Origin of the sequence: Microbacterium sp. SMR1 (genome assembly GCF_003289625.1) — a bacterium.
GTDB classification, from domain to species: domain Bacteria; phylum Actinomycetota; class Actinomycetes; order Actinomycetales; family Microbacteriaceae; genus Microbacterium; species Microbacterium plantarum.
The window spans coordinates 447428-472039 of sequence record NZ_QMBN01000002.1; the positions used below are offsets into that span (position 1 = coordinate 447428).

At 71.6% G+C, this 24612-nt stretch carries 21 protein-coding genes; 12 read left to right on the forward strand and 9 right to left on the reverse strand.

Annotation, left to right across the window (positions count from 1 at the left end; translation table 11 throughout):
• Window positions 1-95 precede the first annotated feature (95 nt).
• On the reverse strand, window positions 96-2894 hold the full coding sequence (locus DO944_RS06720) for an alpha-L-rhamnosidase (RefSeq protein ID WP_181574172.1): 2799 nt from the start codon (window positions 2892-2894) through the stop codon (window positions 96-98).
• A complete protein-coding gene (locus tag DO944_RS06725) occupies window positions 2891-5845 on the reverse strand; it encodes a sugar-binding protein (protein WP_181574173.1) in 2955 nt (984 codons plus the stop codon). The genes DO944_RS06720 and DO944_RS06725 overlap by 4 nt, the downstream gene beginning before the upstream one ends.
• Window positions 5846-6077: 232 nt before the next feature.
• On the opposite strand from DO944_RS06725, the gene DO944_RS06730 reads away from it, so the two are divergent.
• From DO944_RS06730 to DO944_RS06770, 9 genes are read left to right on the forward strand one after another with little or no spacing between them, the layout of a single operon-like run.
• Complete coding sequence (locus DO944_RS06730) at window positions 6078-7439, forward strand: extracellular solute-binding protein (RefSeq protein WP_112616936.1); 1362 nt, start codon at window positions 6078-6080, stop codon at window positions 7437-7439.
• Window positions 7440-7489: 50 nt separating this feature from the next.
• Window positions 7490-8437 carry a carbohydrate ABC transporter permease gene (locus DO944_RS06735; RefSeq protein ID WP_112615915.1) on the forward strand — a complete coding sequence of 316 codons (948 nt, stop codon included), beginning with the start codon at window positions 7490-7492 and terminating at the stop codon, window positions 8435-8437.
• Window positions 8434-9372 carry a carbohydrate ABC transporter permease gene (locus tag DO944_RS06740; protein WP_112615917.1) on the forward strand — a complete coding sequence of 313 codons (939 nt, stop codon included), beginning with the start codon at window positions 8434-8436 and terminating at the stop codon, window positions 9370-9372. Before DO944_RS06735 ends, DO944_RS06740 begins: the two co-directional genes overlap by 4 nt.
• The gene (locus DO944_RS06745) at window positions 9369-10250 is read left to right on the forward strand and encodes an NAD(P)-dependent oxidoreductase (protein ID WP_112615919.1); all 882 of its coding nucleotides are present in this window, start codon (window positions 9369-9371) and stop codon (window positions 10248-10250) included. The genes DO944_RS06740 and DO944_RS06745 overlap by 4 nt, the downstream gene beginning before the upstream one ends.
• Complete coding sequence (locus DO944_RS06750) at window positions 10247-11506, forward strand: enolase C-terminal domain-like protein (RefSeq protein WP_181574174.1); 1260 nt, start codon at window positions 10247-10249, stop codon at window positions 11504-11506. Before DO944_RS06745 ends, DO944_RS06750 begins: the two co-directional genes overlap by 4 nt.
• A gap of 50 nt (window positions 11507-11556) precedes the next feature.
• Window positions 11557-12849: a DUF4038 domain-containing protein gene (locus tag DO944_RS06755; protein ID WP_112615921.1), complete on the forward strand. Its 1293-nt coding sequence runs from the start codon at window positions 11557-11559 to the stop codon at window positions 12847-12849.
• Complete coding sequence (locus tag DO944_RS06760; protein ID WP_112615923.1) at window positions 12846-13793, forward strand: sugar kinase; 948 nt, start codon at window positions 12846-12848, stop codon at window positions 13791-13793. Before DO944_RS06755 ends, DO944_RS06760 begins: the two co-directional genes overlap by 4 nt.
• Entirely contained in the window at window positions 13790-14395 is a 606-nt protein-coding gene (locus DO944_RS06765) for a bifunctional 4-hydroxy-2-oxoglutarate aldolase/2-dehydro-3-deoxy-phosphogluconate aldolase (protein WP_112615925.1), read from the forward strand. Before DO944_RS06760 ends, DO944_RS06765 begins: the two co-directional genes overlap by 4 nt.
• Window positions 14392-15231: a hypothetical protein gene (locus DO944_RS06770; RefSeq protein WP_112615927.1), complete on the forward strand. Its 840-nt coding sequence runs from the start codon at window positions 14392-14394 to the stop codon at window positions 15229-15231. The genes DO944_RS06765 and DO944_RS06770 overlap by 4 nt, the downstream gene beginning before the upstream one ends.
• A gap of 17 nt (window positions 15232-15248) precedes the next feature.
• Here DO944_RS06770 and DO944_RS06775 read toward each other — a convergent pair whose 3' ends face one another.
• Window positions 15249-15599, reverse strand: coding sequence for a hypothetical protein (locus tag DO944_RS06775; protein ID WP_112615929.1), 351 nt, complete (start codon window positions 15597-15599; stop codon window positions 15249-15251).
• 2 nt (window positions 15600-15601) lie between these two features.
• Window positions 15602-16063, reverse strand: a complete 462-nt coding sequence (locus DO944_RS06780; protein WP_112615931.1) for a type II toxin-antitoxin system Phd/YefM family antitoxin — start codon at window positions 16061-16063, stop codon at window positions 15602-15604.
• 79 nt (window positions 16064-16142) lie between these two features.
• Between DO944_RS06780 and DO944_RS06785 the strand changes: the two genes are divergently transcribed.
• Window positions 16143-17162, forward strand: coding sequence for a LacI family DNA-binding transcriptional regulator (locus DO944_RS06785; RefSeq protein WP_112615933.1), 1020 nt, complete (start codon window positions 16143-16145; stop codon window positions 17160-17162).
• Window positions 17163-17168: 6 nt separating this feature from the next.
• Here the strand turns inward: DO944_RS06785 and DO944_RS06790 are convergent, their stop codons facing one another.
• From DO944_RS06790 to DO944_RS06805, 4 genes are all read right to left on the reverse strand, one after another.
• A complete protein-coding gene (locus tag DO944_RS06790) occupies window positions 17169-17624 on the reverse strand; it encodes a recombinase family protein (RefSeq protein ID WP_023952973.1) in 456 nt (151 codons plus the stop codon).
• A 47-nt stretch (window positions 17625-17671) separates the two neighbouring features.
• A complete protein-coding gene (locus DO944_RS06795) occupies window positions 17672-19372 on the reverse strand; it encodes a sodium:proton antiporter (protein WP_112615935.1) in 1701 nt (566 codons plus the stop codon).
• 15 nt (window positions 19373-19387) lie between these two features.
• Window positions 19388-20392 carry a malate dehydrogenase gene (locus tag DO944_RS06800; protein WP_112615937.1) on the reverse strand — a complete coding sequence of 335 codons (1005 nt, stop codon included), beginning with the start codon at window positions 20390-20392 and terminating at the stop codon, window positions 19388-19390.
• A 64-nt stretch (window positions 20393-20456) separates the two neighbouring features.
• On the reverse strand, window positions 20457-21047 hold the full coding sequence (locus tag DO944_RS06805) for a CGNR zinc finger domain-containing protein (RefSeq protein WP_112615939.1): 591 nt from the start codon (window positions 21045-21047) through the stop codon (window positions 20457-20459).
• A 63-nt stretch (window positions 21048-21110) separates the two neighbouring features.
• On the opposite strand from DO944_RS06805, the gene DO944_RS06810 reads away from it, so the two are divergent.
• Window positions 21111-22463 (forward strand): MFS transporter, encoded by a 1353-nt coding sequence (locus DO944_RS06810; RefSeq protein WP_112615941.1) that lies wholly within the window; start codon window positions 21111-21113, stop codon window positions 22461-22463.
• 40 nt (window positions 22464-22503) lie between these two features.
• Window positions 22504-23481 carry a prolyl aminopeptidase gene (gene pip / locus DO944_RS06815; RefSeq protein ID WP_181574197.1) on the forward strand — a complete coding sequence of 326 codons (978 nt, stop codon included), beginning with the start codon at window positions 22504-22506 and terminating at the stop codon, window positions 23479-23481.
• 70 nt (window positions 23482-23551) lie between these two features.
• Here pip and DO944_RS06820 read toward each other — a convergent pair whose 3' ends face one another.
• Complete coding sequence (locus tag DO944_RS06820) at window positions 23552-24538, reverse strand: LacI family DNA-binding transcriptional regulator (protein WP_112615943.1); 987 nt, start codon at window positions 24536-24538, stop codon at window positions 23552-23554.
• Window positions 24539-24612: the final 74 nt, after the last annotated feature.

A 24612-nucleotide genomic window follows, 5' to 3' on the forward strand; every position in this document is an offset into this window, starting at 1 on the left:
CCCCGGGACGGCTCGGCCAGGCTCCACGGTAGAGATCGTCCGGCCGGGTGCCAGGGTCTTGACACCGGGCGGCGGGGTGGGGCGGATGCTGCAGCTCAATGCGTGAGCGCTGCGAGCGCCCCATCGATGCGGGTGACGAGCGCGTCGGGCGCCGAGACGGCGGCGAGCTCGTCGCGCAGACCGCTGCCCGGGACCCACCGGATGTAGGCGTCGAACTCCGCTGCCATTTCGGGGGAGTGTCCAGCGATCGATCGGGATACGACGGCGCAGGCGTCCGGGGTGTCGGCGATCAGGGCGAGGTCGGAGTCGACACCGATCGGGGCGAGGGTGCGGACCGGCGTGGTCGCGTCCCACGTATGGGTTCCGGCGCCCACTGGGAACGGCGCGCGATCGCCGAGGTCGACGATCGCCGTCACCCCGTGCGGAACCTGCGCCCGGACGCGGATCTGCCCTCGGATGTCGGCATCCCGCTCCCACGACACCGAGGCGCGTCCCCGGGGGGTGTCGTGCGTGACGTCGGCGTGCTCGAGACCAGAGACGAACCACGGCTGGATCCGTACCTGCGCCCAACCGGGTTCCGCGCACGCCAGCCCGCCGACGCGTCGGTGCAGCACATCGCCGACGGACCCGAGAGCATAGTGGTTGAGGGATGTCATGCCGGAGGGATGCAGCGAGCCGTCGGGGCGGACGGCATCCCAGCGTTCCCACATCGTCGTCGCTCCCTGCGACAGGGGATAGAGCCAGGACGGGCACATGGTCTGCAGCAGCAATCGTTCGGCCGCCCAATCCTGTCCGTTCGACAGCAGTGCGTCGAGGACGAGCGGGGTCCCGAGGAACCCCGTCGCCATCCGGTAGCCGCCGGCGCGGAGGAGGAAGGCGAGCCGCTCGGCCGCGGCGGAACGCAACGACACCGGGAGCAGGTCGAACTCGAGGGCGAGGGCGTAGGCGGTCGGGGCATCGGAGGCGAGGCGGCCCCGCGGGGTGACGTACGACGCGACGAACGCATCGCGCACTTCGGCGGCGAGCGCGGCGTAGCGGCCGGCCGCCGATGCGTCGTCGGAGCGGGCGAGCGCGTCTGCGGTCAGCCGAGTCGAGCGGGCGAAATACGCCGTGGCAATGAGCCCCGGGTCGGTCTTGGCCTTATCGGGCCGGGCCGAGGTCGGGTCGAGCCAGTCGCCGTACTGGAACCCGCGCTCCCACAGTCGTTCGGGTCCTGCCGCATCCGCCACGGCATCGACCCACGCCCGCATCGCGTCCGTCATCCGCTCGAGCACCCGCTGATCGCCGAACCGCTCGTGCAGAACGGTGGGGATGACGGTGACGGCGTCGCCCCAGCCGGCGGCCATCGTCTCGCCGAGACGCCCGAGCGTCTGCGGCACCACCGTCGGCACGCGGCCGCCCCGCGCGCGCTGCTCGGCCGCGACGTCTTCCAGCCAGGACGCGAAGAACGCGTCCGCGTCGAAGAGGGATGCCGCCGTCGGGGCGAACACCTGGGCATCGCCCGTCCAGCCGAGCCGCTCGTCGCGCTGCGGGCAGTCGGTGGGCAGTGCGAGGGCGTTGCCGGCGAAGCTCCACACGATGTTCTCGTGCAGGCGCGTGAGGCGCTCATCGGAGCACGAGAACCAGCCTGTTCGCCTCAGGTCGGTGTGCAGCACGACGGCGGTGAAATCCGCCGGGTCGAGCTCACCCGGGTAGCCGGTGACCTCGACGTAGCGGAACCCGTGGAAGGTGAAGCGCGGCTCGCAGACGGTGTCGGCGGCGCCGTCGAGGATGAACGTGTCGGTGGCGGCGGCAGCCCGCAGCGGCCGGGTGCTCAGCCGTCCGCCCTCGAGCGCCTCCGCATGGCGCAGAACGATGCGGGTACCGGCCGCGCCCGAGACGCGGAACCGCACGCGCCCGACGAGGTTCTGGCCGAAGTCCAGCAGGACGCACTCGGGATCATCGCTCTCGGGCGTGGCGGCGACGGGCAGGGGGCGGATGCGCCGCACCGGCTCGACGTCGATGACCTCGGGCTGCCGACCGGGTTCGGACAGAGCCGGCGTCTCCCACGCCGCATCGTCGAAGCCGGCGGCTTCCCACCCGTGCGGCCGCCGGCGGAGGTCGATCTCGTCCCCTGCGTAAAGCCCACTCGAGACAAGTTCGCCATCACCGGAGAGTCGCCATCGGTCATCGGGGCGGATCTCCTGGACGTGACCGTCGCGGTGCCGCAGGCGGAGAAGGGGTGAGGCAGCGGGCTGGTCGCCGTAGAAGCGTTCCGCCGTCTCGCCGAACCCGTACGCCTCGGTGTACCAGCCGCCGGCGACCTCGACCGCGAGGGTGTTCGTGGCGCCGACGCGGACGAGGGCCGTGACATCGGTCAGATGCAGGGGGAGTCGGTGCTGGTATGCCGTCCAGCCGGGACTCAGCACGGCGTCGTCGACCTCGACACCGTTGAGGCGCGCGCGGTAGACGCCGTGCGCCGTCACCTGGAGCTCCGCGGCGACGACCGTCTCGGCGACCTCGAAGTCGCGCCGGGCGAGGAAAGGCTGGGCGGTACGGCGGGGGCTGGCGAGGCGCAGGAACGGAGCGTTCCACGCCTCGGCGGGGAACCCCGCGCGGATCTCGCAGGGCTCCGACCAGGCGCTCGCCGTGCCGTCGGCGCCGATGACGCGGGCCTCGAGTCGGTGCGCGGCGCCTGCTCGCAGCGGTGCGAACGGCCAGTCCTCGAGGATGCCGTTGGGGCGCGTGGCCACGGTCGTCCCACCGTCGAGCCGCAGCTCGGCTCGGGTCGCCTCCCACGCGGCAGGCGCCTCGACGAGCCACGACACGGGCGGCCGCGGTGAGGCGGCGACGGACAGATCGCGCCGCCGCCCCACGCGCAGGCCGACGATGCGTGGCTCGTTGGCGACGGTCACGATCGGCGGGTCAGGCGGCGCGTGACGAGCAGTGCGATGCCGGCGGCTCCGGTCGCGGACGCGGCGGCGAGCCACGCGAGCGGGGATGAGCCGCCCGTACTCGCCAACGCGCGGGCGTGGGTGGCTCCGGCCGCGGTGCCGTTGCCGCCGGCGGGGGTGCCGGGTGCCGCCGAACCCCCGTCGCCCGGCGTCACGGGCTGCGTCGGTTCGACAGGTGGTTCGACGACGGGCGCCGGCGCGAGCAGCCGCACGGCGGTGAACTCGCCCGAGTCCTTCTCGCCCGCGATGCCGCCGCCCCAGGAGAGGAAGCCGGCGCGCCCGGTGCCGTCTGCCTCGTTGACGATCGCGGCGCTGCTGAGGAGGGATGTCGCCCTGTCGACGCCGCGCAGCAGGGTCCAGGGGATCGCCGTCTCGTACACCGTCCGCCCGGCGGCGTCGTCGCGCGAGATGGCCACCGGAGCGCCCGGCACCGGCCCCGCCCCCGCGTCGACGGAGAGCCAGCGGTACAGCTGGGGACCGGCGCTCGTGAGCGCCATGCCGAACTCGTGCCAGGTGGTCGCGGCGCCGGGGGCGCCGCCTGCGACGGTGAACTGGATGGAATCGCCCTGCCAGATGTTCGCGCCCTGCGCGGGCTGGTCGTGCACGTCGTCCGTGACATCGGCCGAGAAGTACAGGTACTCCTCGTCCCACGTGAGCCAGGCGACAGCGGACTGGTCGGCCTCGTCGTCGGCTTCCGGGTTGGCGGAGAAGGCGATCGGCGTGACGCCGTCGAGGTCGTCGAGCGTGCCGTCGACGGTGATCGTGCGATGAGCGGCCGGCAGGACGGACGCCTGCTCGACGGGCGCGACGCGCCCCGAAGCGGTCAGCGTCGCCCCGTCGACGACCGCCGTCGCGGTGAAGGGCGCGGGCCCCGGGAGCGCATCGAGCGGGACGTCGATGACGACATCCGCCTCCGGCTCGATCGTCGCCGGCGCTTCCGGCTCTCCGCCGTCGTCGCCCAGCGTGTACGACAGCGAGTCGAGCGCGCGGGGTGCGGCCGAAGCGTTCGCGACACGGATGCGGAGCACCGAGGCCCCCTCTTCGGTGAAAGCCTGCGCCGCCTGGAGCGTCACGGGTTCGCTCGCCGACGTGGCGGCGCGCAGCGTGCCGACGTAGCGGTCGCCCTCGTAGACGCGTGCGCTCGTCTCGTACGTCCCCGCGGTCGCGGGAGCCGGGAACGAGACCGCCGTGGTCGCGACAGCGCCGGGAGCGGTCGTCTGGACCGCCTCGGACCCGTCCGGCAGGACGAGCCGCCACGACGACGCGGCATCCGCCCGGCCCTGCACGGTCCACGAGCCCGTGACCGGGGCTCCGACGACACCCGGGTCGAGCGTCAGCCCGGCATCGGTCTGCGCGATGGACGTGACCTCACCGCGGACGTACAGCGGTTCCGTGCCCGTCGACGCCAGCACCGGGGCGCCGGCACCGCCGGTGACGGTTTCAGCGGCACCGTACATCGTCGTCAGCTCGGCGGACCCGGCTACCTCGAGTGCCACCGTCTGCGGGGCATCCGACCACAGGACGTGGAGCGGTCCGTCGGCGGTGTCGAATAGCACCCGGCGTAGTCCCGGCAGCGGTTCGTCGCGCTCGGCGAACGTCGCCGTCGCCAGGGCATCGGCCGCCACGGAGTAGGCGGCGAACGAGGGCTTGGGGGTGAAGGCCCCCAGCTCGTCGTCGGGGTGGTGCAGCAGGCCGAAGTTCTCCTCCGTCTCGGCGTCGTCGACGCCATCGTTGACGAGGTCGTACACGTAGTACCGGGCGGCGTCATGGGCTGCCGCGATCACGGCCGACTTCGCGATGTCGGCCGCTTGCTGGCGCTCGGGCACCGCCCGCGCGTTGGTGCCGGTGGGCCAGCCGTGCTCGGTGATCCACAGCGGCTTCGACTCGCCGCCGTTGTAGCGCCGCACCAGGGCGTCGATGCGCGTCAGCGTGTCGTCGAGCGCGTCGGCTCCGACGGGGTAGCTGTAGGGGTGCAGGACGATGCCGTCGAGGTGATCGAGCGCGCCGAGCTGGAACGTCCGCTCGAGCCAGTCGGTGTTGAGGTTGGCCACCGCGGGGCCGATGACCGGCAGATCGGGACTGGCCGTCTTGACCGCGGGCGCCGCGGCGGAGAGCAGGGCGACATAGTTCTCGGGCGAGACGTTGGTGTTGCCACCGAGCCCGAGATCCCACTCGTTCCACACCTCGATGCCGGTGGACATGTCGCCGAACTCCGCGGCCATCGCCGCGGCATAGTCGGCGTACGCGGCCACCGCGTCGGGGCTGACGGGGCCGTTGCCCGCGTCGTACAGGGGGTTTCCGTAGCCGGCCAGCAGCAGCGGCCGGATCCCCTGTTCGCGGGCGGGGTCGAGGAACTCCGCCCGGGCCCGCGACCAGTCGTAGACGCCCGGCTGCGTCTCGACCTCGCTCCAATAGACCTCGTCGCGCAGCTGGGCGAAGCCGCCCGTGGTCAGCGCCTGCATCGACGCCGGATCCCAGGACTGCCCGTAGTGCGTGGCGGCACCGAACCGGCCGGTCGCCGAAGCGGCGGCATCCACGTCGGGGAGGATCGCGAACGTCGTCGCGGCGTCTGCCACTTCGTCACCGGTCGCGGTCACCTCGAGGCGGTACCAGCCGCGTTCGGTGACGTCGGGCGTCAGCGCGCCATCGGCCGGTTCCGTACCGTCGTCGACGACCTCGCCCCAGCCGTCGACCACGCGCCACGCGACCGTCGGGGCCGTCGTGTCGTACCGGAACGACACCGTGTCGCCGGCGTGGAACAGGTTGCCCCACGCGTCGGGTTCGATCGAGAGCGCGGGTGCGTCTGCGGATGCCGGTGCGGCGAGCGCGACGCTGGCTGTGGCAGCGAGTGCAAGCGCGGCGGAGGCGGCGACGAGCCGCGGGACGGGACGGGGGGACGGATGCTTCGGCACGCGGTGCTCCTCATCGAGTGTTCGCGGATGGTGGACGGAAGGAAAATCGTTTGTCCAGGGGGCAGTCTGGCCGCCAGGCGAGTCGTCTGTCAACATGTGCGCCGAGACGAATCCCGGATCTCCGGCGCCTCGACACGCTCGAACACTTTTGTTTTGACGTGTCGGGTCGAGAAGTGCTAGACATCGGAGAGCAATCGTTTTTCCTGCTTGCCACTCACACCTAGGAGTTTCAATGACGAAACGTTTCCGTTCCGTCGCGGCCGCAATCGCGGTCGGAGGCCTGTCCATCGCCGCCCTCGCGGGCTGCAGCAGCGACGCATCGGCCCCCGCCGACGGTACCGTCACGATCGAGATCGGCGATCGCCCGACCGCCGACCGGCCGGAGGACCGCGCCTACTTCGACGAGCGCGTCGCCGCGTTCGAGAAGGCGAACCCCGACATCGACCTGCAGCCCGTCGAGACGGGCTACGACGCCTCGACGTTCCAGGCGCTCGCCGCCGGCGGCAGCCTGCCCGATGTCATGAGCGTCCCGCTCACCGAGCCGCAAGGGCTCATCAAGCGCAACCAGGCAGCCGACATCACCGACGCGCTCGAGAGCGAGGGGCTGCTCGACGCGCTGAACCCGACCATCCTCGCCCTCACGAAGAACAGCGAAGACCGTGTCTTCGCGATCCCGACGAACGCGTACTCGTTCGGACTCGTCTACAACCGCGATCTCTTCGCCCAGGCGGGTCTCGACCCCGAGAACCCGCCGAAGACCTGGGACGAGGTCCGCGAGGCGGCGAAGAAGATCACCGACGCGACCGACGCCGCCGGCTTCTCCGTGCTGACGACCGCGAACACCGGCGGGTGGCAGTTCACCGGTATGACCTACTCGTTCGGCGGGACAGTCGAGAACGAGGACGGATCGAAGGCGACCTTCGACGACACCCCGTCGACCGACGCGCTCGAACTGCTGCAGACGATGCGCTGGGATGACGGCACGCTCCCGGAGAACACCCTCTACGACGTCCAGTCACAGGGGCAGGACTTCGCCGCCGGCAAGATCGGCATGATCCTCGGTGCGAGCGACTCGTACTACAACGTCGTCCAGAACCTGAAGCTGCCCGCCGAACAGTTCGGCATCGGCGGGATGCCGCAGTCCAGCGGTACGCAGGGCACGCTGAGCGGTGGCACGGTGCAGATCGTCAACCCGAACGCGAGCGACGCCGAGAAGGCCGCCGCCGTGAAGTGGGTGGAGTTCTTCTACCTCCAGCGCTTCCTCGACGAGGACACCGCCGTCGATGACGCGCGCGCCTCGAACGAGGCCGGCTCGGTCACAGGCCTGCCCGGACTGCCGGTCGTCAACGCCGATCAGTACTCCGAGTACTTCACCTGGATCGCCGACTACATCAACGTTCCGAGTGAGAACTTCACGCCCTACCTCGAGGCCTCGGCCGACATCCCGATCGTGCCCGAGCCCGTGAACAACGCGCAGGAGGTCTACGGCGCGCTCGACACCGTCGTCCAGACGGTGCTCACCGACAAGGGCGCCGACATCCCCGCTCTTCTCTCCACCGCTCAGAGCGACGTCCAGTCCCGCCTGAGCCGCTGACCCGACGGGGCGGGCCGACGACCTCGGCCCGCCCCCGACCGGAGGACCCCATGACCGACGTGAGACCGCGGACCCGGACGACGACATCCGCGTCCGCATCCCCCGAGACCGCCCCGCCGCGGCGGCGCCGCCGTTGGCGTCCCAGCCTGACGGCGCTCGCCATCGCGGCGCCCGCGATCCTCGTCTTCCTGTACTTCTCGTGGGGACCGATCGTCAGCTCGCTCGCCATGAGCGTGCAGCGCGTCGTCATCGGCGGCGAGAGCAGCTTCGTCGGGTGGGAGAACTTCGCGTACGTCCTCTCCGACCCCGGGCTGCCGCAGGCGACCCTGAACACGATCTACTACACGGTCCTCGCCGTGCTGTTCGGATTCCCGGTGCCGCTGGCCCTCGCCGTCTTCATCTCCGAGATGCGTTCGCGCAGCTGGTACTTCAGCGCGCTCGCCTACTTGCCGGTCATGGTGCCGCCGGTCGTCGCGATCCTGCTGTGGAAGTTCTTCTACGCCCCCGACGCCGACGGCCTCTTCAACACCGTGCTCGGCTGGGTCGGCATCGGACCGCTGCCCTGGCTCAACTCGACGGCGACCGCGATGCCCTCGATCGTCCTCGAGACGACGTGGGCCGGCGCGGGCACGGCGATCATCATCTACATCGCGGCACTCACGAGCATCCCCTCCGAGCTCTACGAGGCCGCCGAGCTCGACGGCGCCGGCATCTGGCGTCGCGTCTGGCACGTGACCCTGCCGCAGATGCGCGGCATCATCGCGACGATGCTGCTGCTGCAGATCATCGGCACGATGCAGATCTTCACCGAGCCGTTCCTCTTCACCGGCGGTGGTCCGCAGGGAGCCACCAAGACGCTGCTCATGACGATCTACGACTACGCCTTCGTGCGCGTCGACTACGGCGCCGCGACCGCGCTGAGCGTGCTGCTCGCCGCATCGCTCGGCCTGCTGTCGCTCCTCTACTTCCGACTGACCCGACGCTGGAGCCGAGCATGAGCGCCCTACTTCCCACCCGGCGGCTCGCCCGGCGTCGCGACGTCGCACCCGATCCGCTCACGCGCACCAACATCTCCGACAGCGACCGCCAGCGTCCCTCGGTGCGCGTGTGGCTCGGCATCGGACAGGTCGTGGTGCTGGCTGGTCTGCTGATCGCCGGACTCGGCCCGCTCATCTGGCTCGCGCTGGCCGCGGTCTCGCCGACGCAGGACCTCATCCGCGGCCCGTTCTCGTTCTTCGCCAGCGGGACCGTGCAGTGGGAGAACCTCGCGATCGCGTGGGAGCGGGGCCGCATCGGCCACTACCTCACCAACACCGCGATCCTCGCGGCGGGATCGGTCGTCGTGACCCTCGTCGTCTCGACGACGGCGGCCTTCGTCATCACGGTGCTCCGGCCGCGGTGGGGCAAGCTGCTCTCCGGAGCCATCCTCGCCACCCTGTTCATCCCGTCGATCGTCTCGCTCGTGCCGCTGTACCTGACGGTGCGCGAGCTGCCGGTGCTGGGCGTCTCGCTGATCAACACCTGGTGGGCCGTGTGGCTGCCCGCGGGCGCAGCGGCGTTCAACGTGCTCATCATCGCCCGGTTTCTCGAGGCGATCCCCGCCGACCTCTACGAGGCGGCCCGCATCGACGGCGCCGGCCCGCTGCGCATCCTGTGGAGCATCGTCCTGCCGCTGTCGCGACCCATTCTGGGAGTCGTCGGCCTGCTGACGGTCGTGGCGTCGTGGAAGGACTACCTGTGGCCCCTCCTCGTGCTGCCCGACCCCGACAAGCAGCCGGTGTCGGTGGCGCTGCCTCGCCTTGCCGACCAGACCGAGCTCAGCGTGCAGATGGCGGCCCTGTTCCTCTCGCTGATCATCCCCGTGGCGCTGTTCCTCATCTTCCAGCGCCAGTTCCTGCGCGGCGCGAGCATGGCGGGCGGGGTGAAGGGATGAGCCGCATCCTCGTCACCGGCGCCGACGGCGAGATCGGTCGTGCGGTCAGCGACCATCTCGTCGCGAGCGGCCACCAGGTCACTGCGCTGTCCCTCGCATTCGGCGGAGAACACCCCGCGGACCGGCAGATCACGGGCGACGCGACCTCGCGGGCCGACGTCGAGGAAGCGATGCGCGACGCCGACGCGGTCGCGCACTTCGCCGCCATCCCGCATCCGAGCCTCGGCACCCCGTACGACATCTTCCGCGTCAACACCTCGGCGACGTTCAACGTGCTCACGCGCGCCGCCGAGGCGGGTGTGCACCGGGCGGTCATCGCCAGCAGCATCAACGCCATCGGCTACCCGAACAACCCGCACGACACGTTCCCGCCGGCGTTCCCGCTCGACGCCGGGACGCCGCCCGACATCGCCGACGCCTACTCGCTGTCGAAGCTCGCCGACGAGGCGACGGCCCGGTACGCCCACCGGCGGTACGGCATGGACGTCGTCGCGCTGCGGTTCCCGTTGGTGAAATGGCCGCACGTCCTGCGCGACGTCGCCGACGAGGTCCGCGCGGATCCCGTGCGGATGGCCCGCGAGGGCTGGGCGTACCTGACCATGACCGACGCCGTGCGCGCGGTGGAGCGGGCGCTCTGGGCGGATGTCGCCGGCGCCGAAGTGGTGCCGCTCAGTGCCCGCGACACCCTCCTCGACGTGCCGACGGCCGAGCTCCTGCGCCGCTACGCGCCTGCGGTCGAGCCGCCGGCGCACCTCGCCGGGCACGACGCGCTCGTCGACCTGACGACGGCGCGGACGGTGCTCGGCTTCGAGCCCCGAGAGTCGATCCACGATGGCACCGCCACCCCCTACCCGGCACTCGTGAGGAGCGACCGATGACGACAGAGCCCACGACCTTCGATCAGCCCTGGATGCCGCGCGAGAACGTCCGCATCACGGACGTGCGGGCGATCGTGACGGCGCCCGAGGGCATCCCGCTGGTCGTCGTGCGCATCGACACCGACCAGGACGGGCTGTGGGGATACGGCTGCGCGACCTTCACGCAGCGCTGGCAGGCCGTCGTCGCCTTCCTCGATCACCTGCGCCCGCTGCTCGTCGGTCGATACCCCGGCGACATCGAAGACCTGCTGCGCCTGGTGCGGTTCACCGGCTACTGGCGCGAGGGCCCGGTCGGAAACAACGCGCTCTCGGGCATCGACATGGCGCTGTGGGACATCGCGGGCAAGCGCGCCGGGATGCCGGTGTACGAGCTGTTCGGCGGGCGGGTGCGTGCCGCGGCCGACACCTATCTGCACGCCGAGGGCGCCGATCTCGATGAGACCACGGCTCACGCGCGCGAGCTCATCTCCGCCGGCCAGCGTCACGTGCGCATCCAGACCGGCCAGCAGGGCGTCGGACATTACGGCGCGCCGCCCGTCGAGGGCTCCTTCGCGTGGGCGAAGAACCCCGCGGGCTGGCGGGTCGAGGACTATCTCGTCCGCACGCCGGAGCTGTTCGCCCACGTGCGCGAGGCGCTCGGCGACGGCGTAGAGCTGCTGCACGACGCCCACTCGCGACTGACCCCCGCGACCGCGATCGCCCTCGCCCGTTCGCTCGAGCCGTACCGGCCCTTCTTCCTCGAGGACGTGCTCGCACCCGAGCACTGGCACCGCCTCGCCGAGGTGCGGGCCGCGTCACCGGTGCCGATCGCGGTCGGCGAGCTCGCGACATCCTTCACCGACGCCGCCCGCCTCATCCGCGAGCATCACGTCGACTACATCCGCAGCCACCTCTCGGATGTCGGGGGCGTCAGCGCCGCGCGCCGGCTCGCGGTCCTCGCCGACATCGAGGGTGTGCGCACGGCCTGGCATTCGCCCGGAGACGCCTCGCCGTTCGCCGTGGCCGCGGCGGTCGCGCTCGATGTGACCTCGCCGGCTTTCGGCATCCAGGAGGGCCACGTCTACAACGACGAGACCCATGAGGTCTTCCCGGGCATGATCGACATCGTCGACGGCTGGCTGACGCCCAACGACGCCCCCGGCTGGGGGATCGAGATGGACGAGGCCGCCGCCGCCCGCTTCCCCGCCGGTCTCTCCGGGCACGACGCCTGGGCTGCGGGGGTCCGTGCGCCCGACGGCGCCCTCATCGCGCCCTGAGCGTCGGCTTCTCGAACCTCCGAACCCGAACCCGAACCCGAAAGAGATCCATGACCACCTGGTCGATCGCGCCCTCGGGGCGCTGGCTGCTGCACGGCGGCGAACCGACGTTCCTCCTGGCCGACACCGTCTGGGCGGCCTTCGGCGGGCCCACCGAGAACGAATGGCTCGACCATCTCGAGCTCCGTCGGCGTCAGGGCTTCAACGCCCTGCTGATCAGCGTCCTGCCCATCGAGCACGACCGATCGACGGGCACCCGCTCGCCGTACGCCCTGCGCGAGGGCGCCGTCGATTTCGGCGCCGGCGATCCGGATTACTGGACCGAGGCGGAGCGGCTCCTCGAGCAGGCTCGTGAGCGCGGCTTCACGCCGATGCTCGTGCTCCTGTGGAACAACTTCGTCCCGGGTACGTGGGGCTCCCGACTCACGCCCGAGCACGTGCTCAGCGCGGACCAGACCGAGACCTACGTGCGCGAAACGGTCGCGAGGTTCCGCCGCTTCGACCCGATCTGGATCGTGTCGGGCGACGACGACCTCGACGACGACGTCGCGCTCGAGCGGTACAGCTCGGTGGCGGCGCTGCTGCGCGAGGTGGCACCCGGCCAGCTGGTCACGTGGCACGACACTCCGACCGCGAGGATGCCGCAGCCGCTGGCCGACAGCGAGCTCGTCGACTTCCATTCGCTGCAGTCGGGGCACAACGAGGCGTGGGAGACCCTGCCCGCCGACCTCACCCACTACTACCGCGCGCTCGATGTCGCTCGACCGATCATCAACCTCGAGCCCTGCTACGAGGGACTCGGGCGTTTCCGCGGCGCCGCGCGGCACTCGGCCGCCGACGTCCGTCGCGCCAGCTGGACCGGCGTCGTCTCGGGTGCTGCCGCAGGCCTGGGGTACGGCGCGCACGGCGTCTGGTCGTGGCATCGTCGCGGCGAGGGATTCTCAGCCGAAGACGTGCACGGGGCGCCCTTCCCGTTCTCCGTCGCCGCCGCGTTCCCCGGCGCCGACGATGTCGCCTACCTCCGCCGGGTCGTCGACGCGGAACGGCTGTGGGGACTCGACGCGGCTCCCGATCTGCTCGTCGCGGAGCCCTCCGGGGTCGTCACCGGGCGCGCTCCCGACGGCACGATCGCCGTTTACGCGCCCACCCCCTTCGCGCTCACCCTCGTTCTCGGCGACGTCGAGGCTGCCGGCATGGAGGTCACCGTCCACGACCTGGCGGCGCGGCGACCCGATGCCGCGCGGTGGACCGCGGTGGACGGCGGCATCCGGCTCGAGCAGCCCGAGTTCACCGGCGACGCACTGTTCGTGCTGCGCCCCGCTCACAGCGGCGGCGAACGATGAGCGCCCGGATCGTGACCTTCGGCGAGGCGCTCGCCACCGCGACCGTCGACGAGGCGGGAACCCTGACCCGCGCGACCGTCGCGGGTGCCGAACTCAACACGGCGGTCGGGCTCGCGCGGCTCGGGCACGATGTCGCGTGGGCCTCGCGTCTCGGTGACGACGCTTTCGCCGGGCTCGTGCGCGAGACACTGCGGGCCGAGCGCATCGACGATCGTCTCGTCGTCGCGGCGCCGGGGGAGCAGACGGGGCTGATCGTCAAGCAGCGCCTCGACGACGGCGACATCCGCTCCGAGCACTATCGCGCCACGAGTGCCGCGAGCCGGCTGCGCTCGGATGATCTTCCGGCGGCTGCGCTCGACGGAGCCGACTGGCTGCACGCGACGTGCATCACGCCGGCCCTCGGCGCGGGCCCGAAGGGGCTGTTCGAGAACGTCCTGCACGAGGCGTCGATGCGCGGCATCCCCATCTCGCTCGATGCCAACCACCGGCCCCAGCTGATGTCGGAGGACGCGCTTCGAGCGGTCGTCGACGACTGGCTCGACGTCGTCGACACGTTCTTCTGCAACGAGGACGAGGCACGCATTCTCACCGGCACCACCTCGACGGAAGCCGCCGTCGACGATCTCGCCCGCCGGGGCCCCCGCGTCGTCGTGGTCAAGCTCGGCGGTCGCGGCGCGCTGGCCGGAGACGCCGACGGTCGGCGTTTCACCCCGGCCTCCGTCGTCGCCGAGCCGACGCACCCCGTCGGCGCAGGCGACGCGTTCGCCGCCGCGTGGATCTCGTGCACGCTGCGCGGCGACACCGTCGATGTCGCGTTGCCCATCGCCGCGTGGTGCGCGGCCCGGGTCGTGGCCGATCCCGGCGATCACGACGGCTTTCCGCGGCGTGCCGAGCTCGACGCCTTCGAAGCGGCCCGGCGCGAGCTCGCGGAGGCGGGGCGATGACCGCGGACGTGCGCGCCGCGCTCCGCGCCGCCGCCGTCGTCGCCGTGCTGCGGGCGCCGTCGGAGGCGGAACTGCGTCGGCAGATCGACTTCGCCGTCGACGCCGACCTGCCGGTGCTCGAGATCACGACGACCACCCCGGGGTGGGACCGCGTGCTGGCGGAGATCGCCGGTGACACCGCGTTCGATCGCATCCTGCTGGGTGCGGGAACCGTCACGACGGTGGCCCAGGCTGAGGCGGCGCGGGATGCCGCGGCACGCTTCCTCGTGTCGCCGACGATCATCGGTGATGCCGTGCGCGCGGCGGCCGGGGAAGCGGCCTTCATCGCGGGCGGATTCACCCCGACGGAGCTCCGCGCCGCTGCCGGAACGAGCGGCATGGCGAAGCTCTTCCCCGCCGCGAGCGGCGGTCTCGGGCACCTGCGCGCGGTTCGAGACGTGCTGCCCGACGTCGCGATCATGCCGACCGGCGGCATCGGCGTCGACGACGCCGCCGACTGGATCGCCGCGGGCGCGATCGCCGTCGGGATCGGCGGCGGGCTCTTCCGCGAGCCCGTCGACCGCGTGCGCAGGCTCGTCGGGTCGCTCCGGCGGACGTCGTGACCCGGTTCCGGATCGGGTCGGACGACCTCGTCGCGGTCGTCGAGGCAGACGGGGCTCGCATCTCGTCGCTGCGCCACCTGCCCACCGAGCGTGAGCTGCTCGCGTCGACGCCGTGGGCCGACGACCCCGTCGACGCCTTCGTCGTGGCCGACTCGAGCGCGCAGTGGCATCGCGCCTACAGCGGCGGGTGGCATCTGCTGCTGCCGCGGGCGGGCGACAGCCCGGCAACGGCGTCTCCGCCCCAGCCGTTTCACGGCGAAGCGGCCTGGCGCACGTGGCGCCTGACCGGCAGCCGCAACGCCTGCCGCGCGTCGGTCGTCCTTCGCACCGTCCCGCTCGCGATCGACCGGTGGATGTCGGTGCGCGCGAACATGCTCGTGATCGAGACCGCGGTACGGAACGTGGGCAGTGAGCCGGTGAGCTATGGATGGGCCGAGCACCCGGCGTTCGCCGGCGAATTGTTCGGTCCGGCCTCTACCGTGCGCACGGGCGACCGCGTCGTGCCGCTCGACCCGGCACCCGCGGCATCCTTCACCGACCTCGCCGCGCCCGCGGGCGACGTGACGATCACCGCGCCCGAGGCCGGGGTCGAGGTCGCGCTGACCTGGGACGCGGGCCTGATGCCGCGACTCTACGTGTGGCAGGAACAGCGGGGGAGCACCGGCTTCCCGTGGTGGGGTGCGATGGATGCCGTCGGGCTCGAGCCGGCCGCCGACCCGTACGGCACACCTCTCGACGCGCTCGGCTCGCTGAAGCTCGAGCCCGGGGAGAGCCGGGAGTCCGTCGTCTCGCTACGTGTCGACCGATCGGGCGATGTGGCGCCGGGGGCCACGTGACGGGAGAATCGGGGCGGCTACTTGGTCTCGTTGGGATGGCTGGTGTGCACCTGCTCCAGCCACACAGTGCGGTCATCGACGAAGAACCAGACGCGCGCCGTGCCTTTGATCGTCGGCTTGTGCTGCCAGCGGTCGAAGACCTTTCCTCCGCGCTCCAGCTGGGCGAGGTCTCCTTTGAGCGGGTAGTTGGTCGGGGTGAGTGAGAGAGGAGTTCGAGTGAGGAAGTCCCACGTCTCCGTCATCGAATTGCGGATCGTCGCGACCAGATCAAGCCATCCCTTGCGCGCATTGACCGTAGCGAAGCGGATCTCGTACTCGACCTTCTTCGCGGGACGCGGAACCAGCTCTCCCCTTTTGCCTGCCGCCATGATCAGGGGCGTTCCACGGTCTGAACGTCGTCGAGGTCGAGCCACTCCAAATCGTCGTGGCCCAGTCCCGCAGCGATAGCGGCGGCCGTCTCGCGCCATGACGTCAGTTCAGCCACAGCGAGGTGCGGCTGATTCGTGGCGAAAGAAGCGCGTGCGGCGTCCACCAGTTCCTGAGCGCAGGTCTCTCGGTCCGAGAGCGATAGCGCGAGCATCCACGGAAAGGCCTTTGTCATGCGTTCACCGAGTGAGCCCTCGTCATCGAGGGTCACGGTGATGAGCTGGGCAGCGAAGTTCAGCAGGCGGGCCCGGCCGTCGGCCTCCCGTTGCGACATCAGTACGAGGTCCTCCCCGTCGCGGCGTGTCACCGTGACCGGGTGGTCTTCAGCCTCGGCGAACACCTCGGCGGGGTGCTTGCTGAGATCCGACGACCTTCGAGTGCGGTACCGGAGGTCTGCTGTGCTCATGTCCTCATTCTATTCCGAACGTGTTCGGAAGTCGAGTCTCCGTCGTCGCGCGGGGGCGACGTCATAGACTCGAAGCGAGATGGCGAGAAAAGCGATTTCCCTCCGTGACGTTGCGGCTGTGGCCGGCGTCTCGGTGTCGACCGTGTCGAAGGTGCTGCGCGGACAGGGCAAGGCGTCGGATGCCACGCGCGAGCGCATCTTCGAGGCCGCCGAGCGGCTCGACTTCCAGCCCAACGCGCTGGGCCAGTTCCTCGTCCAGGGGCGCAGCGCCACCGTGGGCGTGCTCACCATGAACGCCCCGGGCGCCTTCACGATGCCCGTTCTCACCGGTGCCACGACGACCCTCGGCACGCGTGACCTCTCGGTTCTCGTGACCGACTCGCACCTCGACCGCACGGTGCTGGCGGCCACGGTCCGCAAGCTCCGCGCCCGCAGCATCGACGGGCTGCTCGTCGTCGGCGACGGCTCCGGGTCGGAGATCCGCTCCGTCACCGCGGGGTTCCCCGCGCCGGTGGTCTACGTCTACGGCATCTCCGACGACGCCGCCGACGCATCGTTCGTCCACGACGGCTACGCCGCCGGGAAGCGCGCCGGCGAGCATCTCATCGCCTCCGGTCGTCGGCGCATAGCGCACATCACGGCCTCTGCCGACGACCACTCGGCGCGCGAGCGCGCGGACGGCCTCGCCGCGGCCCTCGCGGCCGCCGGCGCCGACCTCGCGCCCGAGCTCGTGCTGCGCGGCGATTGGTCACGGGGCTGGGGTCGCGAGGCCGCCGAGCGGCTGATCGCGTCGGGCGAGAGGTTCGACGCCGTCTGCTGCGGCAACGACACGATCGCCCGCGCGGTGATCGCTGCGCTCGCCGAGGCCGGTGTCCGCGTGCCGGAGGATGTCGCCATCACCGGGATGGACAACATCTCGGGCCTCACAGGCCAGGACGATGAGAGCCTGACCACGATCGACTTCCGCCTCGCCGACCTGGGCGCCCGGGCGGCCGCTCACCTGGCCGACGTCATCGACGGACAGCCGTACGAGCCGGGCTTGCACCGGATCGCCGGCGACCTCGTGGCGGGCGAGTCGACGGCGTCGCTGACTGCCTGACCGGCCTCAGGCCTGGCGCGAGCCGAGCACCTTCACGATCACGGAACGCCGGCGCAGCTCGGCGATCGTCCGGGTCTCCTCGTCGGCGTCGCGGCCGAGCGCGTGCACGTCCGAGACCACGACGACATCGCCCGCCGTCAGATGGCCGAACAGTCGCGACAGGCGCTCCTGCCAGCTTTCTCCGGTCTCGGGGGCGGGATGCCGGAAGCCCTCGATCGGAACGCCGAACTGGGCCAGGGCGTCGCGCTGCGCCACGATGCTCGGCATGTCGTCGCGCGAGACGACCAGACCGACGAGGCGAGCGCCGGCAGGGCGGGCAGCCCACCACTCCGGGCTCGGCTGCAGGGCCGCGAAGCTGTCGGGCAGCTCGTCGACGGGGGAGTCGGGCAGCGCGATCGTACGCGTCTCGGCGTAGTCCGCCGCCGGGCGCGTGGTCCGGTCGTCGTCGGTCGGGGTGCTCACCCTCTCATTGTCGCCGACGCGAGAACGGTTTTCACCACGAGTTCGCGTCAGAGGTCGTTCTGGCGCATCTCGAGGCTCACCTGCTGCGAGTCGAGCCGACGTTGCGACTCGCGCAGCACCTCGGACGAGAACGCGCCCTCGCTCGACAGCTCGAGCAGTCGCGTGCGCATCGCACCGATGAGCAGCAGCTGCAGCTCGCGGGCGAGGGCGCCGGCGTCCTCGTCGGCGGCGTGCTCCAGCCGGCGGCGCGCGATCGTCAGCGTCCGGGCGTCCCACTTGCCGCCTTCTTCGACGGCGAGTGTCGGGTCGGCCAGCCGGTCGATCGCCGCGGTGCGCAGCTCGGCGTCGAGCGCTTCCTCCTCCTCGCGCAGCAGCGAGCTGTCGGCGGTGCTGCTCGGGATACGAAGCGCCCGCACCAGAGCCGGCAGCGTGAGGCCCTGAAGGAGCAAGCTGACGACGGCGACCAGGAACGCGGTGAGGATGAGGAGCTCGCGCTCCGGGGTCTCACGGGGAAGGGTCTGCGCCGCGGCGAGGGTGACGACCCCTCGCATCCCGGCCCACACGATGATCGTGCCGTGCTTCCAGCCCAGCGGCGACGCCTCGTAGTAGTCGAGGTCGTGGAACGCCCGGGTCACCCGGGTGCGCATGCTCTCCAGACGCCGGCGCGTGGCCCCGGGATTGCGGCCGCGCCCGGCGAAATCAGGCGGCAGGCTGTCGAGGCGCTCCGAGATCTGCTCGAGGCGGTCGCGCTGGCGCAGGCGTGCACGACGCCCCTGGAAGAAGATGAGCCCCGCGACGTAGACGGCGCGGATGGCGAGCAGGATCGCGAGCGAGCCGAGGGCGAGCAGGATCGCCTTTCCGGGACCGCTCTGCTGCCGGAAGTTGTCGTCGAGGATGCCGCGCAGCTCCAGCCCCATCACGAGGAAAACCCCGCCCTCGAGCACGAGCTCGACCGTGCGCCAGTTGATCTCGTCGGAGACTCGCTGCTCGGCGGTGAAGCGTCGTGCGGCACCTTGACCCGTGGTGATGCCCGCCGCGACGGCGGCGACGAGCCCAGAGCCGCCGAGGTGCTCGGTCGGCAGGTACGCCACGAACGGGACGATGAATCCGAGGGCGGTGGCGGCGACCGTGCTCATGCGCGCCCGGACGCGCAGGTTCAGTCCGCCGACGACGACCCCCACGATCACGGCGGCGACGATTCCCCAGACGAAGGTTCCGACCGTGTCGGCGAATGCGAACCCGCCGGCGACCGCCGCGATCGCGCTGCGCAGCAGAACGAGGGCGGTGGCGTCGTTGATGAGGCTCTCACCCTCGAGGATCGTCACGACCCGCGGGGATATGCCGAGCCGCTTGACGATCGAGGTCGCGACGGCGTCGCTCGGGCTCAGCACCGCCCCGAGCGCCACCGCCAGCGGAAACCCGAGCTGGGGCAGAACAAGGGTGAGGAAGCCGCCGATCGCGAGCGCGCTGATGACGACGAGCGCGACGGCGAGCCCCGAGATCGACGGCAGATCGCGCCGGAACTCGACCGCGGGCAGACGCACCGCCGCCGCATAGAGCAGGGGAGGCAGCACGCCGACGAGGATCAGCTCGGGGTCGACCTCGAAGTCGTCGAGGATCGGCAGCCACGACGCGGCCAGTCCGACCGCGACGAGGATCAGCGGCCCCGCGACACCGAGACGTTTCGACAGCGAGGTCGAGACGGCGATCGCGACGACACCGAGGATGAGTCCGGGCAGCAGTTCCACGCGTCCGGGTGCCTGTCAGAGGATGCCGAGGGCTCGGACGGCGTCGCGCTCGTCGATGAGCTCGGCGACCGATGCGTCGAGCCGGGTTCGGCCGCGTTCGTCGAGCTCGAGCCCCGTTACGACGCGATAACCCGAGCCGTCGCTCGTGACGGGGAAGGAGCACACCAGGCCCTCGGGCACGCCGTACTCGCCGCGCGAGACGACGGCGGCCGAGGTGCGCCGGCCGTCAGTGCCGAGCACGTCGTCTCGCACGTGCCGCAGTGCCGCGTTGGCGGCCGATGCGGCAGATGACGCCCCGCGCACCGCGATGATCTCGGCGCCGCGCTTCGCGACGCGAGGCACGAACTGGTCGTCGAGCCAGGCCCGTGCGGCATCCGTTCCGCCCAGCCGTTCGGCGAGCGCGTCGATCGCTAGGCGCCCGGCGACGGTCGCGGAGGCGATGTCGGGGAACTGCGTCGCGGAGTGGTTGCCCCAGATGACCACGCCCTCGATGTCGTTCACGGGCACCTCGAGCCGCGCGGCGAGCTGAGCGACGGCGCGCTCGTGATCGAGGCGGGTCATGGCGCTGAAGCGCTCGGCGGGTACGCCTTCGGCCGCCGACGCCGCGATCAGCGCGTTCGTGTTGGCGGGATTGCCCACGACCAGCACGCGGACGTCGGATGCCGCGGATGCCGCGATGGCCGCGCCCTGCGGGCCGAAGATGCCCGCGTTGGCGGCGAGCAGGTCGCCGCGCTCCATGCCGGCCGATCGGGGCCGGGCACCCACGAGCATCGCGATGTTGGCACCCGCGAACCCCGTGCGCGCGTCATCCGTGACCTCGACCGAGCGCAGCAGCGGGAACGCGCAGTCCTGCAGCTCGAGCGCCGTTCCCTCCGCGGCGCGGACGCCGTCGGGGATCTCGAGGAGGCGGAGACTCACGGGCCGGTCGGGGCCGAGCATCTCGCCGGAGGCGATGCGGAACAGCAGGGCGTAGCCGATCTGGCCGGCCGCGCCGGTGACGGTGACGGTGGTGGCGTCCATGTGCCGAGCCTATTCCTGCCGTCGCGGCCGCACGGGGTGCCGGACCGGAGAATCGACCTCGCGGTCAGGCCTTCTGCTTCGCCTGGTGCCGGGCCACACGGTTGCGGTTGCCGCACCCGGCGGCGGTGCACCAGATCCGATTGCGTCGAGGTGAGCGGTCGAGGTAGACCCACCCGCAGGCGTCGTCGGCGCACTGCCGTGCGGTGGTGAGATCGGATGTCAGCAGGTCGTGGGCGCTCATGGCCACCGCCGCGCGCGGTCCGGAGAGATCAGCGGGCGGCACCCACACCCACGCTGAGGCGGGCTCGTCGAAGCTCAGCGACGAGCGGGCGAGGGCGTCGACGTGCTCGCGGGCGATGAGATCGGCTGCCGCCGAGGAATGCTGGAACACCGCTTCGTAGACCGCCTCGCGAAGCGCGACGACCGCGCGGTGCTCCCGGGCCGCCACGTCCGATTCGGCCCGGGACAGTGCGCTTCTCCCGGCGCCCGTCGCGGCGCCGACATCCATCTGGTGGCACCACGACACGACGTCGTCGAAGTCGCGGAGGGTGTCAATCGCGCGTTGCGGGTCGAGCCGCCAGTGCACCGTGTCGACCAGATCGAGAGCGGGGTGCCCCGCGACCCGGGGGAACGCCGCTGCGTCGGACTGCGCCACGAATGAATGCTAACGCTCGTCGTCCGCTTGTGCCATTAGTTCAGGGCTGACAGTGTGTAACGCATGAAAGCCAGAGCACCCATTAGGCACTCCGCGGACGGTCTCGGCGCGGACTTCCGCCGTCTCTGGGTCGCGCAGGGGGCCTCCTCTGTCGGAGCGCAGGTCGGCGACCTCGCTCTTCCGCTGCTCGCCGTCGTGGTGCTCGGGGCGAGCGCCGGCGAGGTGGGGCTGCTCGGCGCGGCGAAATGGATGCCGTTCCTGCTCCTCGCGCTGCCGCTCGGCGTGCTCGTCGATCGGTCCCGTCGCCGCCGCATCCTGATCGTCGCGGACCTCGCCCGAGCTTTCCTGACGGTCGTGATCGTCGGCCTCGCCGTCGCCGGGGTGCTGACGTTGCCCGCTCTCGTCGGGCTTGTCCTGCTCTTGGGCGCCTTCACCGTGGCGTTCGACGTGAGCTACCAGTCCTATCTGCCCACCGTCGCGGGCCGGTCTCATCTCGAGCGCGCGAACGGTCGCCTGCAGGCGACGGCCGCCGTAGCTCAGATCGGCGGCCCCGGGATGGCGGGGCTGCTCGTCCAGACGCTGACCGCCGCCTGGGCCCTCATCGCTCCCGCGGCCACGTACCTCGTCTCGGCACTCGCCCTGACGAGCATCTCCACCCGGGAACACCGCCCCGTCCCCAGCGGCCGCGGTGCGCTGCCGGAGTTGCGCGAGGGCTTGCGTTTCGTGCGGCGAGATCGCTTCCTGATCGCCCTCGTCGGATTCGCCGCCATCTACAACCTGTTCGCCCAGGCGATCACGGTGCTGTTCACGGTGCACGCCGTCCGCGAGCTCGGGCTGGATGCGGGGCAGCTCGGGCTGATCTTCGGGCTCGGTGCCGTCGGTGCCGTGGCGGCCGCGGCGAGTGCCCCGGCAGCGGTGCGCCGCTTCGGGGCGGGGCCGGCCTTGATCGCATGCGCAGTCGCGGAGAGCATCGCCCTGTCGATGCTGCCGCTCGTGCCCGCATCCTGGTCGGCCACGGTGCTGGTGGCGGTGCTGGCCGCGGCCTTCGCGCTGAACGGAGCCGGCACGTCGCTATCGAGTGTCGTCGCCGTGACGTTGCGTCAGCTGCGGACGCCGGACGAGGTCCTCGGGCGCGTGAACGCGACGATGCGCTGGGTCTCGTACGGGGTGGTCGCGATCGGCGCGGCGATCGGCGGCGGGCTCGGTGAGCTGGTGGGCACCCGGGCCGGGATGGCCATCGCGGGTGCGGGCGTCATGCTGACGGTCGTCTGGGTCGTGCTGTCGCCGCTGCGCTCGATCCGCGATCCCCGCGAGCTGGTCGACGCGAGCGGCGTTTCGGACGGAGGGCCCGAGGCGGCGCATCCCGGCTCGTCTCCGTGGGGCGACGCGGTGGGCGACGCGCCGCAGGTACGGTAAAGCGCATGAACGAACGCGACCGCGGAGCCGCACGGTGAGCGTGTCGGCCGCCCTGGCCGGCATCCTGTATCCCGAGATCGAACCCTACGAGACGGGCTTCCTGCTCGCCGGCGACGGTCAGCGCGTCTATTGGGAGCAGTCGGGCAATCCCGAGGGCAAGCCGGTCGTGTTCCTGCACGGCGGCCCCGGCGGCGGAACCTCGCCCTGGCACCGCCGCTTCTTCGACCCCGAGGCCTACCGCATCATCCTGTTCGACCAGCGAGGCTGCGGGAAGTCGACGCCGCACGCGAGTGATCCGGCCGCCGACCTGCGCTACAACACCACGTGGCACCTCGTCGCCGACATCGAGCTGCTGCGGCGCAACCTCGGCATCGACCGGTGGCAGGTCTTCGGGGGCTCGTGGGGCTCGACACTCGCCCTCGCCTACGCGCAGTCGCACCCGGATGTCGTCTCGGAGCTGGTGCTGCGCGGGATCTTCACGCTGCGGCGCCACGAGCTCGAGTGGTTCTACGAGGGCGGGGCGGCAGCGCTGTTCCCCGACCTGTGGGAGGACTACCTCGCCCCGGTTCCGGTCATCGAGCGGAGCCGACTGATCGAGGCGTACCACCGGCTGCTGACCGACCCCGATCCGGCGGTGCACGTTCCCGCCGCCCAGGCCTGGACGCGCTGGGAGGCCTCGACCGTGACCCTCCGTCCCGACCCGGAGCTGGTGGCCGGGATGACGAAGGCGGAGTCGGCGACCGCGTTCGCGCGGATCGAGAACCACTACTTCCTCAACGGCGGATGGCTGCGTGAAGGGCAGCTGATCGAGGATGCCGCGTCGGGCCGCCTCCGCGGCATCCCGGGTGTCATCGTTCAGGGCCGCTACGACGCGTGCACGCCCCCGATGACCGCATGGGACCTGCACCGGGCCTGGCCCGAGGCCGAGTTCGTCATGGTCGACGACGCCGGCCACTCGGCCGGTGAGCCCGGCATCGCCGCCGCCCTCGTCGCCGCGACCGACCGCTTCGCCCGCTGACGCGCGTCGCGCCGCGCGCGCCGGCGCCGAGAACGCACCGTCGCCGCGAGAACGCACCGCGAATGGTGCGTTATCGCGGGGTGAGTGCGTTCTCGGCGGGTCGAGCCGCGGGCCAGTGCACCGACACATCGAGGCGACGGCGGGTCGGGCCGGACCCGGGGGCGACGAGCATCGGGAGGAGCGCGGCCATCGCTTCGCGGCCCAGCTCGTCACCGTCGACGTCGATCGCGGGCACGTCGTCGGCTCCGATCGCCTCGGCCACCAGGCGTTCCGCGCTGACGACGATCTCGCCGGGCGAGGCGACGCCGCGAGCGCGGAGGGCGAAGACGAGACCGAGCCCGATGGATGTCGCGTAAGGCACAGCCGCCGTCGCGCCCGAGTCGATGACCGCGTCGGCGGTCGCGACACCCGCCGCGAACGTCGCCGGAAAAGGACCGAGCGCGGTCAGCTCGACGCGCTCGCCGACGGCGGCCTCGATCGCGGCCGAGCGCTGCCGGTCCTGCCATGATCCCTCCGGACCTCCGAGGTAGACGATTCCGCGGTGCCCCGCGTCGGCCAGGCGCGTCGCGAGCTCGGCGAACGCGCTCGCGGTGTCGGCCACGATCGAGGTCATGCCGTCGATCTCACGGTCGACGAGGACCGTCGGCCCGAAGGCGCCGGCTGCACGGACGATGTCGTCGGGGCCGCGCGGTGCAACGAGGATGCAGCCGTCGACCTGCCGGGCGAGGCGCTCGAGCTCGTCGAGCCCGTCGACGTCGTCGAGCCGGTGCACCGCGACCGTGAGCTGCAGGTCGGACTCGCGGGCGCGCTCCTGAGCCCCCGCGATGATCGGCGTGAAGAAGGCGTTGTCGAGCGTCGGCACGACGAGGGCGACGATGCCGCTGCGCCCGCGAGCGAGGTGGCTCGCGGCGCGGTTCGGGATGAAGCCGAGCGTCTCGGCCGCGGCGCGCACGCGCGCGACCGTCTCGGGGGCGACGAGGTCGGGGCGGCTGAGCGCCCGGGATGCCGTCGACTTCGACACACCCGCATGCGCGGCGACATCGGCGAGTGTCGTCACCGCGCCCCCTTCGTCCCGCCGCCGCATGGCGCGACGGTCCGCTCATCCTACTGAGCGGGAGCAACCGGTTGCGC